The organism is Aeromonas sobria (assembly GCF_006243315.1).
Taxonomy (GTDB): domain Bacteria; phylum Pseudomonadota; class Gammaproteobacteria; order Enterobacterales; family Aeromonadaceae; genus Aeromonas; species Aeromonas sobria_A.
In genome coordinates, this window is record NZ_NKWE01000043.1 from 1 (window position 1) to 13,196 (window position 13,196).

The following is a 13,196-nucleotide window of genomic DNA, read 5'->3' on the forward strand; positions in this document are numbered from 1 at the left end:
ACTTCACCAGGAAGCTAGCTCATCAGTCCGGCGTGTTCCGCCGTGCTGGTAGGGGCGCATTATAGGGAGCCACGCCGGGATGACAAGGGATTTTTTGAAGATAATCACGAAATCTTCAAATTATTCAATTAGAAACAGCTTATTCAGTGTATATATACAATGTTATCCACAATCTGGCTGTTTCACTCCCTTTTTAGCGTCATTTTGTCGCCATTACCGGCCTATGGAATGCCATACTGGAGCCGATAACCTCTCCCGAGTGGTCCATGGTAGCGCCAATCAGGAAAGCTGGTTACCATGGAGGTGAATATAGTGTTGCACCTTTTTTGCTTTCATTTACAAAAGGTCTTTTAAGATGAATTTATCCAAGTTTCCCGTATATATGCAGGCCGCAATCCTTGCTCTGATATTGGCAGTGGTTGGTTACCTGGTAGCCCAGGCCCTGCACTTCTCTTTAAAAGCAGAAGTGATTTTTGCAGCAGGTCTGGCCATCGGCGGTTTTGTGGTACCGCTGTTCCTGAAGCGAACCCAGGCTGATGCCGCTGAATCGATCACCAGTCAGGAGACTTGCACCTTATATGTAGGCAACCTGCCCTATCGCGCCAACGAGATTGCAGTGCGCGAATTGTTTGCCGAACAAGGCCAGGTGATATCCGTGCGATTGATGAAGGACAAAGCCACCGGCAAGCGCAGAGGTTTTGGTTTTGTTGAGATGCCCGCAGCAGATGCCGCCAGAGCGATTGCTGCATTGAATGACAAAGAGTACCAGCAGCGTACCCTCAAGGTACGTGAAGCGAATGACAAGCGGGATAAAGAAGAAAGGGAGGGGAGTGAAGCGGAGATCTAATCCCGCGTCAGACCCTGACCTCTTCCAGTGATGAGAGCCCCCATGCTTGCAAGGGGGCTCTCAGTTTTTGAGCCGTCTCATCAAGCCGGGTGCAGTAAGCCTTGGCCATCCCTTCATTCGATGGCACTGATACAGAACTGGAGTTCACCCCACTGGCCAGCAGCCAGGCCACCCGTTTTGCGACGGCACGGCCTGAGTCAATCAACTGACACTGCGGCATCAGTTGCTGGATCTCTTCATTGAGTAGCGGGAAATGGGTACACCCCAACACCAGCGTATCAGGCACGCTTTCCCCTTCCAGCCAGTCAGCCAACACTTCTTGCAGCAGCGCCATATTGACCGGCAACCCCGCCAGCTTGTGTTCTGCTTCTATTACCAACTCGGTGGTGCCTTTAAGCAATACCCTCTTGCCAGGTGCAAACTGGGCAATCAACTCATGGGTATAATGTCGGCTCACCGTACCCGGCGTAGCCAGCAGACCGATACAGCCATTGCGGGTCTGGGCCGCGGCCGGTTTGATGGCGGGCACCACCCCCACCACCGGAATATCCAGTGCCGCGCGCAGTGCTGGCAGGCAGATAGTGCTAGCGGTATTGCAGGCAATGACCACCAGATCGATATGATGACGGGACACCATGGTAGTGACCAATCGGGAACAAGCGGCAATCAGGGCCGGTTCGCTTAGCTCACCATAGGGGAAGTTGGCGTTATCGAAACAGTAGAAATAGTGGTGTGCCGGCAGCGCGCGGCGGATCTCGCGATAGATGGTCAAGCCACCCATACCGGAATCAAACACGAGAATATTGGCCACTTGAGCTCCCCTTTGGTGCAAGGCGGCGATCATACTCCCGCCTGTGCCCAATAGAAAAGGCCCCGCATATGGCAGGGCCTGGGTTTTTCAAAGATGAACCAAATAAAGCATCAGAAGCGATAGTCGGCTGTCACTTTGAACTCGGTACCCGGTGATGCATAGCCATAAGCGGGTGCGTAATCACGATCGAACAAGTTATCTATACGCCCCCCCAAGGTAAATTGCTGGGTCACCTCGTAACTAGCAGCCAGGTTTAACAGCGTATAGGCACCGAGTTCTACCCGTTGGTTTGTCGCCCAGTTATTGTCATAGCGCTTGCCCACATAGAGCAGCTCAGCAGTCAGTGTTGCTGCATCGAATCGGGTATCTGCGATCCAGCTGCCTTTATGCTCAGCTCTGCGCAGCAACTGCAAATCCTGATTACCCGTATCTTTGGCTCTGGTGTAGTCGTAGCTCAAACGATGATGCACTGGCCCGGTGTCGATGCCGAGCTCCGTTTCCACCCCTTTGATATCCGCCGTGGTATTTTTGGGATTGCAGGTGTAGCTCATGCTGGTCAGGCAATAAATCAGATTGTCGATGCGGTTGTGATACAGGTTCACAGACCAATCCCATGCTGAATAGCGACCAGACAGACCCAACTCCAGGTTTTTGCTCTCTTCCGGCTTTAACTCAGCTGGCACGCCATAGTAAAGATCCATAAAGCTTGGGGCCTTGAAAGCAGTCCCATAACTCAAACGTACGTTGTGGTGCTCATCGATATCCAGCCCACTGGCGGCAGACCAAGTGTTATGGCGGCCATATTGCTGGTTATCATCTGTTCTGCCAGACAATTCAAACAGGAACGGACTCCAAACATAGCTGCCAACAACAAAGGCTCCGGTATTGTCTCGATCAGGAACAGTAAAAGGCTGCCCCCCAGATCGTGAGTCCGACTTCATCTGCTCCCGCTGCCAATCAACGCCACCGGTGAGGTTCAGATCCTCAATACCACTCCAGCTGTTGATCCAGGATATGTTGGTCATTCCAGTATGAGTCGGGTCAGCACTGGATTTCCCCTTGCTTTCCTCCCAACTCTTCGATGCGTTCTCACCATAGCTAGCTTCCAAGCGGCTGGTTAGCGCCTTGCTCTGAAACTTAAGCCCACCATCGTACTGAAATGTGTCTACCTGTTGTTGATCATAGCGGCCATCGAACTCGGTCAGATTCTGATACCGTTGGGCATTGAAATCAGCACTCCATGCATCGTTGAATGTATGGTTCAGTCCGAGCTGACCATTCTTGCTATTAAAGCCATCCCGATCCGGCTGTTTGGTATTGGCTACGACATCAAAACCATCGGTACGCTCGTAGCCGATCAGCATATTCATATCGGTTTTTTGGCCCAATGACTGAACCGTCCTTAGCTCACCCTGGCCATAGCCATTGCTGCCAGCACCGCCCTTCAGATGTGTCTCGCTGCCATTCTTGGCGGATGTTTTGGTGATGAGGTTGATAACGCCGCCAATGGCATCGGAACCATACACCGCCGCTCGTGGGCCACGGATATACTCGATGCGCTCGATATTGCCGAGCGGGATTTGGCTGAGATCGGGCGTGCCCGCCACCATGGCGGCAATCGGGCGACCATTCATTAAGACCAGAGAGTGGTTGGAGTTGGTTCCACGGACAAACAGGCTGCTGATATGGCCCCGGCCTCCCAGAGTCGCCATCTGCACACCGGGCAGGGTTTTCAGCAGATCAGGCAAACTCTGCACCTGACGAGATTCAATCTCGGCGCGATCAATCACTACCACGGGAGCCAGCACCGAGCTGACTGGTTGTTCCACGCGATTGGCAGTGATCACCAGCGTTGGATTGATAGGGATGGTGGTTTGGGCAAACGCCGCCGTCGGCAACAGGGCAGCCGCCACCAATAATGTCTTGGACATGAGAGATCCTTAAGTTCGCGTAAGTATCTACTTCGTGGCCGGTTTCTCTCGGCACGAAATACGAACTTTGGCAGGTCTTCGGGCTCGGGGGCTAATAACCTACGGCGACGGCTTCCCACCTGACGGCAGTGCCCTGATGTCGCTTCGCTCCCCCTTACCGCTGCGCGCCAGCTCCGGATTTTCACCGGATTCCCTATTAAGCATGATGCGCCAAAGCGCGGAGATTATAGGCAGAGCAACGCTGGATGTATAGCCATCCAGATTTCTATGTATGGCCACCCAGCGCTGCCAGCCGCTGCTGTGCCCCCGCCATCACCGCCTGCACCCCGGGATGGGAGAGATGGCGCCCCGCCGAGACCAGATAGTAGGAGAGCGTCACCTCGGGCAGGGTGGCAATGCGTTCCACCCCGTAGAGACGCACAATCTCGTCGGCCATGGCCAGTGGCGCGGGAAAGATCCCCATCCCCGCCTTGCCGAATGACTTCATCAGAGTGGAGTCGTCAAACTGACCGACCAGATGAGGATGGATGCCCTGCTGGCGATACCACGCCAGCAACCGGTCGTGGGTGGCCGATTTGTCGCCGGGGATCAGCAACGGCAACCCCTCCAGCGAGGCGGGAAAACCAGCCCGCGCCCGCGCGGCCAGCTCGGGTGTGGCAAACAGCGCCAGCGGGCTGCGTCCCAGTTCGTGGTTATAACCGCGCAGATTGCTGTCGGCTGGCAGCGGACGATCGATCAGCACCATATCGAGCTTGTGACGGGCCAGTTCACTGAACAGCAGCTCGGCCCGCTCTTCGTGGCATATCAACCGCAGCGGTGTTGCCAGCGCCATCGCCGGGGCCAGCAGCTCGAACGCCAACGCTCGGGGCACCGAGTCAGCGATCCCCACCTGCATGGTCAGCTCCTGACTGGCGTGGCGCAGGGAGTGTTCCAGCTCGGCCCCCAGCGAAAAAATCTCCCCCGCCTGCTCCTGCGCTTGCCGTCCGGCAGCCGTCAATTCAAGGCGCCGCCCTACCCGGTTGAACAGCGCCACCCCGAGGGAGCTCTCCAGTTCGGCAACCTGACCGCTGATGGTTTGTGGCGTGAGATGCAACTGTTGCGCTGCCTGCGTCACACTGCCGCAGCGCGCCACATGCCAGAAGTAGTAGAGCTGTTTGTAGTTGAGCATGCCGTCCCCTATCAGTTTTTACCGAACAACCATCAGTCAGAATCTGATTTTATCGAAACATCGCGGGCTCTAGCATGCAACCATTATCTCCACTCCAACCCGCGAGCCCTCATGCTGGATGTTGTTGTTCTGTTCTTTCTGTTTGGTCTGTTGGCCGGTTTGGTGCGATCAGAACTGAAACTGCCGCCCGCGCTCTACGATACCCTCTCCCTTTTCCTGCTGCTGGCTATCGGCCTCAAGGGCGGCATCGGTCTGGCCCAACAACCCTTGTTACCCCTGCTACCACAGCTGGCGCTGGTTATCCTGCTCGGGGTGGTGCAAACCCTGGCTGGCTTTGCCCTGCTGCGGATCAAGATGAACCGGGTGGATGCCGCCGCCACCGCCGCCCATTACGGCTCGGTCAGCGTGGCCACCTTTGCGGTCGGGGTGAACTGGCTGACCGAGCGCGGCATCAGCTTTGAATCCCAGCTCTCCATCTTCCTGGCGGTGATGGAGATCCCGGCCATCCTGGTGGGAATCGTGTTGGCTCGTGGGGTCAGTCGCCAGACTCAATGGCGCATGCTGGCCCACGAGACCTTCCTCGGCAAGGGCGTCACACTGCTCATTGGCGGCATGGCCATCGGCTATCTGGCTGGCCCGGATGGGGTTGCCCCGCTCAAACCGCTGTTCGTCGACCTGTTCAAGGGGGCGCTGGCACTGTTCCTGCTGGAGATGGGGCTGATCGTCGCCCGCCAGTGTCAGGACTTGCGCAAGCATGGCTTCTTCCTGCTCGGCTTCGCGCTGTTGATGCCGCTGGCTTCAGCGGGACTAGGATTGGCAGCTGGCCAGCTGATGGGGCTCTCCCTCGGCGGCCTGACCTTGCTAGCCACCCTGGCAGCCAGTGCCTCCTATATTGCCGTGCCAGCCACCCTGCGCATCGCCCTGCCCCAGGCCAACCCCGGTTTGTCCCTTAGCGCCGTGCTGGGGGTTACCTTCCCGTTCAACATCATGCTGGGGATCCCGCTCTACCACAGCTGGGCCCACCACTTCATGGAGTAGCCACATGCAGACCGAGACCCGCACCCTGCTCACCGTCATCACAGAGGCGAATCTGGAACCCACTCTGCTGCGCACCCTCACCACAGAGGGACTGCGCGGCTACACCATCACCGATGCCCGCGGCCGAGGTGATCACGGCGAGCGTAACGCCAGCTGGAGCGAGAGTGGCAATATCCGACTGGAGGCGATCTGCAGCCGCGAGCAGGCAGAACGGCTGCTGGCCCATCTGCAGAGTCGCTACTACCCCGATTACGCCATGATCGCCTTTCTGCAACCGGTCGAAATCGTGCGACCCGAGAAATTCTGAGCCGGCTTGCCAGCTCTTTTTGTTCACTTAAAGCAAACGTTTAACAGCAAGGAACCAATACACATGAACACCCCTCCGCTGATCGGCCTGGTGATGGGCTCCGACTCCGACTGGCCCGTGCTGCAAGCCGCCGCCCGCATCCTCAAGGAGCACGGCGTACCCTACGAAGCGCGCGTAGTCTCGGCCCATCGCACCCCGGATCTGCTGTTCGAGTATGCCGCCACTGCCCGCGATCGTGGCCTGCGCGCCATCATCGCCGGGGCCGGTGGCGCTGCCCACCTGCCAGGCATGGTCGCAGCCAAGACTACCCTGCCGGTGCTGGGGGTACCCATCCCCTCCCGCCATCTCAAGGGAATGGACTCCCTGCTCTCCATCGTGCAGATGCCCAAAGGCGTGCCGGTCGCCACCTTCGCCATCGGCGAGGCGGGAGCCGCCAACGCCGCCCTGTTCGCGGTCTCCCTGCTCTCGGTCGCCCGGGATGACGACGCCCCCCGCTACCGGCAGCAGCTCGACGACTTTCGTACCCACGAGCGCGACCGGGTGCTGGCGCTGCAACTGGAGGAGCCGACATGATAGTGCCCCCCGCCACCCTCGGCATGCTGGGGGGCGGTCAGCTCGGCCGCTACTTCGTGATGGCCGCCCACCGCCTCGGCTACAAGGTGGTGGTGCTGGATCCCGACCCCGCCAGCATCGCCGGTGCTGCCGCCGATCACCATATTGTCGCCCCCTATGACGACCACGCCGCTCTGCACGATCTGGCCAGAAGCTGCGCCGCCATCAGCTGCGAATTCGAGAACGTGCCCGCCGCCACTCTCGCCCTACTGGAAAAACAAAAACCGGTGCGGCCAGCCGCCAGCGCGGTGCGCATCTGTCAGGATCGCCGCGAGGAGAAGGCCTTTCTGCGCGGGGCTGACATCCCGGTCGCCCCCCATCTGGCGCTATTGCCAGAAGAGCCTATTCCCGCACAGGCCAGTGCGCTGTTCCCCACCATCCTCAAGACTGCCCGCGAAGGGTACGACGGCAAAGGGCAGTGGCAGGTGAGCAATCTGGATGAGCTGGCGAGCGCGCTGACTGCCAGCGGCGTACCTTGCGTACTGGAAAAACGGCTGGCGCTGGAGGGGGAGTTTGCCCTGACCCTGGCCCGCAGCCCGAGCGGCGCCATCAGCGCCCTGCCGCTGGTTGAGAACTGGCACAGCGGCGGCATTCTCGATCAGACCCGCTCACCGGCCAATGTGCCCACGCTGGAAGCCGAAGCCAAAGAGATCGCCGAGCGGCTGATCGCTGCCCTCGATTACGTCGGGGTGCTGACGGTGGAGTTCTTTCTGGTGGAGGGGCGGCTGCTGGTCAACGAGCTGGCGCCCCGCCCCCACAACTCCGGCCACCCCAGCCTCGACAACGCCGCATGCAGCCAGTTCGAGTTGCAGGTGCGCGCCCTGTGCGATCTGCCGCTGCCAGAGCAGATCGCCGTGCGCCCCGCCCTGTTAATCAACCTGCTGGGGGATCTCTGGCAAAACGGCACGCCCGACTGGGCCGCCTTGCTGGCGCTGCCCGGCCTGCATCTGCACCTTTATGGTAAAGGCGAACCCCGCCCCGGCCGCAAGATGGGCCACATCACAGTAACCGGTGATGAGTGGTCAACTGTGGAGGAGACCTGCCGTCAGGCCCGCCAGCTGCTGGGGCTAGCGCCGCGCTAAACTGCCGACGCAAAGTTAAGTCGGCACAAAAACAGAGACCCGGGCATGGCCCGGGTCTCTGTTTTTGCTTGCTGTGGCAGGGAGGCTGATCAGGCCCGCTCCACCGCTACCGGCGCCGGCAGGCGGATGGTGAGGGAGAGCACCAGCGCCACCACCAGCAACACCAAGATCAGGTTGAAGGTCGCCATAAAGCCGCCAAACAGGGAGGCCACGATGGAGCCGATGATGCTGCCCAGGCCAAAGCCCAGATAGATGACGCCGTAGTTCTTGGTCAGGTTGTTGAGACCGAAGAAGTCGCTCACCAGCGAGGGGTAGACGGTGATGGTGCCGCCGAAGCTGAACGCTACACAGGCGACCGCCACGAAGAAGAGGTTGGCGTTGAGCGGCACGAACAGCAGCAATCCCATACCACCGAGCGTGATCAGCTGGGCGATGGTGATGACCCTGATGCGGGACATCTTGTCGGAGAGGATCCCCAGCACCAGACGGCCACCCAGGTTGGCCATGGCGATGATGGCAACGGCATTGGCCGCCACCGCAGTCGACAGACCGACCATGCTTTCACCGATGTCTTTGGCGACGCCGATGACGTAAAGGCCGCTCATGCAGGCGGTGAGAAACATCAGCGCCAGCATCCAGTACTGTGGCTTGCGCATCGCCTCAGCCAGGGTGAAGTCACGACTCTCGCTCTGTTGCAAAGAGGCGGCCTGCTTGGGCGCATCCTTCATCAACATGCCGCCCACCAGCACCATGGACATGGCGATCAAGCCCCACAGCTGGAAGGTGGTCTCAAGACCCGCGCTAGAGAGCAGCAGCAAGTTGATGTATTTGAAACCGAGACTGCCGAGGCCATAGGCCCCGATGGAGCAGGCGGAGATCAGCCCCTTACGCTCCGGGAACCACTTCACGCAGTTGGAGAGGGTCATCAGGTAGCCGGTGCCGTCGGCAAACCCGACCAGAATACCGGCGCAGAGGTAGAGCATCGCCAGATTGCTGGCGTGGGCGGTGAGAAAGAAACCGATGCCGAGCAGCACGCCAGCACCCAGCGTGACGTTGCGCACCCCGAACCGCTCCTGCAGCTTGCCCGCCATGGAGGAGGCGACTGCCAGCGAGAGGCTGAGCAGACCAAAGGCGAAGGCCACCTGACTCACCGGCTCGTCCAGCTTGTCGGAGAGCTGGGCGTTGAACAGACTCCAGGTGTAGACAGAACCCAGGGCGAACTGGGTGATGATGGTACCGATCAGTGTCAGGTAGCGGGTGCGATTCATCTCTTTGGTCATGATGCGTCTCGGTCGATGGCCTTCAGGAAATTGAGGCCACTATAGGCAAGACGCAGCTCGCGCCGATCGATTAAGGCATGAAATGCAGATCGGCGGGAATGAATGACAATCAGAGCCGCATCAGCTGACGGAACGCCTTGATGTTGCTGCGACTGACCGGCACCTCGAACGGCAGATCATGGAGCCGGATGAGATAGGTGCTGTTGAACCAGGGGACTATTTCGCGGATCTTGTTGATGTTGACGCAGTAGGAGCGGTGGCAACGGAAGAACCCCTCGGCAGGCAGGCGGCTGACAAACTCGCTGATGGTCATGGTCATCACATAGCGGTCATCGCGGGTGTAAACATAGGTGAGCTTCTCGTCCGCTTCCGCGTAGTAGATCTGCTCGCAGGGGGTGACTATGATGCGCTCCCCCTTCACCAGATTGACGGTGCGATTCTGCGGGCTGATCACGTCGCCGCTCGCCTCCCCCGTGGTGGCTGGCTGCGACCTGCCCGCATGCTCGAGCTTTTGCAGCAGATTGATGATGCGCGGCTCGTTGTAGGGCTTGAGGATGTAGTCGAATGCCTCCAGCTCGAACGCCTCCACCGCAAACTCCTTGTAGGCGGTGACAAAGACGATGTGGGGCGGATGGCTCGACTTGTGCAGATTCTTGGCCAGCAGCAGGCCATCGATGGAGGGGATCTGGATGTCCAGAAACACCACATCCACCTCGTGATCCTGCAGGTATTTGAACGCCTCCAGCCCATCCTCGAAGCTCGCCACTATCTCGATGGTGCTGTGCTGATTCACCAGATAGATCAGCTCCTCGCGGGCCAGATATTCGTCTTCCACTATGATCGCTTTCAGCATGACATTGCCCCCTGAAGGAGCGCAGGAGAGGCCAGCTCCTCCCGTATCAAACATTCGTCTTCCACAATAATGGCTTTCAGCATGACAACACCTCTCGCGGCACACACTTATCCTCAACCATGATGGCACTCAGCATGGCATCGACTCCTGATCCGGCAGATAGAAACTCACTTCGGTACCCGGCTCCAGCCGCTTGAGGTGCAGGCCGTCACCATAGAGCAGCTTGACCCGCTGATGCACGTTCATCAGGCCGATGCTGCGGCTCTCCACCCGACCGGCGGCCACCCCGTCGATCACCGCCTGACTGATGCCGTAACCGGTATCCCGCACCGCTACCCGGATGCCGCCCGCCAGCTGTTTCACCTCTATGGTGACCCGACCCGGCGCACTGCGGGGCTGGATGCCGTGCAGGATGGCGTTTTCCACCAGCGGCTGCAACAGCAGGCTCGGCACCTGAATGTGTACGTCGTCCACCTCGAACACCACCTCCAGCTTGTCGCCGAAGCGGGCCTGCTCGATGGCCACGTAGTCGCGCACCTGCTGCAACTCCTCCTGAATGTCGATCAGCTCATCCCCCTTGTTGAGGTTGTAGCGCAGATAATCCGCCAGATTGGCGATCAGCTGGCGCGCCTGCTGGGGCCGGATGCGGATCAGCGATGAGATGGCGTTGAGGGCATTGAACAGGAAGTGCGGGTTGATCTTGCTCTGCAGTGCGGTGAACTCCGCCTTGCGGGTCATCTCCTTGAGCTGCTCGATGCGTGACACCTCCATCTGGGTGGAGATGAGTTGGGAGAGGCCCACCGCCATCTCCCGCAGCGAGCTGGTGATGCTGTGGGTGCGGCGGTAGTAGATCTTGAGGGTGCCGCTCACCGAGCCGTTTTCCCGCAGTGGAATAATGATGACCGAGTGGAAATCGGAGAGGTGATACTGGCGCAGATCGTTGTTGATGATGATCTGGTCGAGCAACACCGCCTGCTGGGTCATGCCGCTGATGGCGTGGTGCTCGTCCAGCTCGTAATAATCCTTGCCCACCCCGACATAGGCCAGCACGTCATGGGTATCTGTGATGGCCACCGCATCGGCACTGATATCGCGCCGGATCACATCGCACACCTGACTGAGGGAGTGGCGATCGATGTTCTGGAAGAAGGGCAGCGTCTTGTTGGCGATATCCAGCGCCAGCTTGGCCTGCTTGGCGGCAATCAGCTCCTTCTCGTCATCCAGATCCTGCACCAGCTTGATGATAAGGCCGATACAGAGCGCCCCGGCGATCATCGGATAGGCGATGTGGCTGACGATCTCCACCCCCACCGAGTGGGGCTCGGTCAGCTGCCAGATCAGCAGCATGGTCAGCCCTTCGCACAGCATTCCCGCCAAAATGCCGTAGAGCCAGAGCCGCGACTTGCGGCAGCGCAGGTGCAGCCAGGTGGCGAGCAGACCGGCGATGATGCTGGCGATGAGGCAAGGGATGGAGGTGTGACCATCCATGTCGATGAGATAGCGATGCAGGCCGGAGATGACCCCGGCCGGAATGCCGACCCAGGGGCCAAACAAGATGCCGCCGGAGATAATGGCGATGATCCGCACGTTGATCAGCGCCCCCTCCACCGGAATGCCGGTGTAGGTGCTGAACACCGCAAACAGACAGAAGATGGAGGCCACCAGCACCAGCTCGGCCGGGGTGTGATCCCGCTTCTGGAACAACCGCTGGAACGGCCGGGTGCGAGTCAGCAAGAACAGGGTCATCAGCATCAGCGCCGCCCGTTCGAACACCGCCAACAACATCATCTGATTCTCAAGCATCTGCGCCCCCTTGCGGCAACCCGACCGATCACCATAACCCTGACCAATAAATCGGGGCCGGATAAACCAGCCCCTGTGACATTGTGTAGTGACAATAAAGTTTGTACACTACAGCTCGATTTTGACAATAAAGTTTGTACACTAATTGAAGCGTGAATGTCTGTATGTAGACTCTATGTGCAAAAACTAGATCCCATGAAAAAGGAATTTTTTGGCCCTCTACTACGTTAGATCAACCAATGCTTCTGCTGCTAGCCTTAACCGTGATTCACGCTCTTTTCGATATGGGCCCAGCCCCCCAGAGGCGTGAATCTCCCTACTTCTTTCTATTGCGCCCCGTACAAATCGTTCACCATAATCAACTTTTAGCCGTTTTTGATATGACTCTACTCCTCTCTCTATATCATGCAAAAATTTATCGCATATATTTTCCTGTTTAGGAAATACTCTAGCTGGATAACTAATAATTCCAGCTGCTAAGCATGATCTAGAGTCAATGGGGTTATTCATCAAACAATCTAAACATTGCTGTCTTTTCGATTTCATAACATAACGTTCAATGCCAAAACAAACTACTCTTTTGTGTTCAATAAAATCATTACAATGCTCTATAAAAGATGAGTAGTTATTTTCCAATTCATAGTTATAGGCGTCTTCGAGCTGTTCTTTCAGAAAAACCATTCTCTTTTTCATAGAAAGAAAATATCTATCACGTTTAGATAAGAGTCCATAGTCAGCTACTGAAAACAATCCACTTGGATAATACTCTGTTAACTTCATAAAATATCCAGTCAGCTCTCTTTTAGCACAAGCTGTAAAGCTAATAGCCAGCATTTTCTTTACATCATTGTAACTCGATTCTTTGCCAACAACCGTCGGATGAGATACTTCAGCTGAAACTAAATCTGTGATTTTACTCCATTCAGCGAAGATAATTGACTTCAGCGTATCTCTAGTTTTTGAAAAGGATAAATCATTTCTTATTTTATGAAGGGGAACTAAATGAATATTACAAAAAATTGCATTCAACCAATCTAACTTAAAATACGAAAAACCCTGCTCAACCAGCTGAGCCTCAATGCAGCAATGGCAAAATCTCAATGGAACTATACTTCCACAAGAGCTTTTTTTCTTGTCCGGAAAAAAAGCATCTCTGAATAGTCTTGTATGTGAAAATACGTTATCAAACAGACTCAAATTTCTTCCTATATAGAATTGCCTTTCAAACAATTCAAAAAGATGGCGCCTGTCATATGAATTAGTTTCACACCTAAGCTCATAAGGTATAGATGGGGTGTTTCCCCATCCGCCATGTGTTATAATAGTTGAAAAATCCTCCCAGCCAGTCCGAATAATTACTCTGAGAAAAAAGCTATGAATTGATTCATCAATTTTAGGTGATATTCCAGTGCTAATATTCATTTAATTAACATGGTAAATTGTCAAACAATCAAAATTATCTTT

General features: G+C 56.7%; 12 protein-coding genes and 1 riboswitch. Of the genes, 5 read left to right on the top strand and 7 right to left on the bottom strand.

What is annotated here, in order from left to right; all coding sequences use genetic code 11:
- Nucleotides 1-355 precede the first annotated feature (355 nt).
- On the top strand, nt 356-847 hold the full coding sequence (locus tag CF137_RS14045; protein WP_101323216.1) for an RNA recognition motif domain-containing protein: 492 nt from the start codon (nt 356-358) through the stop codon (nt 845-847).
- A gap of 7 nt (nt 848-854) precedes the next feature.
- Here the strand turns inward: CF137_RS14045 and murI are convergent, their stop codons facing one another.
- The 3 genes from murI to CF137_RS14060 all read right to left on the bottom strand — a co-directional run bounded on the left by murI (nt 855) and on the right by CF137_RS14060 (nt 4,757).
- Nucleotides 855-1,658 (bottom strand): glutamate racemase, encoded by an 804-nt coding sequence (gene murI / locus CF137_RS14050; RefSeq protein ID WP_101345856.1) that lies wholly within the window; start codon nt 1,656-1,658, stop codon nt 855-857.
- 110 nt (nt 1,659-1,768) lie between these two features.
- Entirely contained in the window at nt 1,769-3,589 is a 1,821-nt protein-coding gene (locus tag CF137_RS14055; protein ID WP_139719758.1) for a TonB-dependent receptor domain-containing protein, read from the bottom strand.
- A gap of 52 nt (nt 3,590-3,641) precedes the next feature.
- A riboswitch (cobalamin riboswitch) is annotated at nt 3,642-3,819 on the bottom strand.
- 35 nt (nt 3,820-3,854) lie between these two features.
- Entirely contained in the window at nt 3,855-4,757 is a 903-nt protein-coding gene (locus CF137_RS14060) for a LysR family transcriptional regulator (protein ID WP_139719760.1), read from the bottom strand.
- Between the two features lie 111 nt (nt 4,758-4,868).
- Between CF137_RS14060 and CF137_RS14065 the strand changes: the two genes are divergently transcribed.
- From CF137_RS14065 to CF137_RS14080, 4 genes are all read left to right on the top strand, one after another.
- The gene (locus tag CF137_RS14065; RefSeq protein WP_162515941.1) at nt 4,869-5,795 is read left to right on the top strand and encodes a sodium-dependent bicarbonate transport family permease; all 927 of its coding nucleotides are present in this window, start codon (nt 4,869-4,871) and stop codon (nt 5,793-5,795) included.
- A gap of 4 nt (nt 5,796-5,799) precedes the next feature.
- Complete coding sequence (locus CF137_RS14070) at nt 5,800-6,102, top strand: P-II family nitrogen regulator (RefSeq protein ID WP_101317593.1); 303 nt, start codon at nt 5,800-5,802, stop codon at nt 6,100-6,102.
- Between the two features lie 63 nt (nt 6,103-6,165).
- Nucleotides 6,166-6,675 (top strand): 5-(carboxyamino)imidazole ribonucleotide mutase, encoded by a 510-nt coding sequence (purE, locus tag CF137_RS14075; RefSeq protein WP_033115295.1) that lies wholly within the window; start codon nt 6,166-6,168, stop codon nt 6,673-6,675.
- On the top strand, nt 6,672-7,796 hold the full coding sequence (locus CF137_RS14080; protein ID WP_139719764.1) for a 5-(carboxyamino)imidazole ribonucleotide synthase: 1,125 nt from the start codon (nt 6,672-6,674) through the stop codon (nt 7,794-7,796). Before purE ends, CF137_RS14080 begins: the two co-directional genes overlap by 4 nt.
- Nucleotides 7,797-7,885: 89 nt before the next feature.
- On the opposite strand, the gene CF137_RS14085 is transcribed toward CF137_RS14080, so the two are convergent.
- The 4 genes from CF137_RS14085 to CF137_RS14100 form a co-directional block, all read right to left on the bottom strand.
- The gene (locus tag CF137_RS14085) at nt 7,886-9,076 is read right to left on the bottom strand and encodes an L-lactate MFS transporter (protein WP_162515942.1); all 1,191 of its coding nucleotides are present in this window, start codon (nt 9,074-9,076) and stop codon (nt 7,886-7,888) included.
- A 109-nt stretch (nt 9,077-9,185) separates the two neighbouring features.
- The gene (locus CF137_RS14090; protein WP_139719766.1) at nt 9,186-9,929 is read right to left on the bottom strand and encodes a LytR/AlgR family response regulator transcription factor; all 744 of its coding nucleotides are present in this window, start codon (nt 9,927-9,929) and stop codon (nt 9,186-9,188) included.
- Between the two features lie 129 nt (nt 9,930-10,058).
- Entirely contained in the window at nt 10,059-11,732 is a 1,674-nt protein-coding gene (locus tag CF137_RS14095; RefSeq protein WP_162515540.1) for a sensor histidine kinase, read from the bottom strand.
- A gap of 222 nt (nt 11,733-11,954) precedes the next feature.
- Nucleotides 11,955-13,154: a hypothetical protein gene (locus tag CF137_RS14100; protein ID WP_139719768.1), complete on the bottom strand. Its 1,200-nt coding sequence runs from the start codon at nt 13,152-13,154 to the stop codon at nt 11,955-11,957.
- Nucleotides 13,155-13,196: the final 42 nt, after the last annotated feature.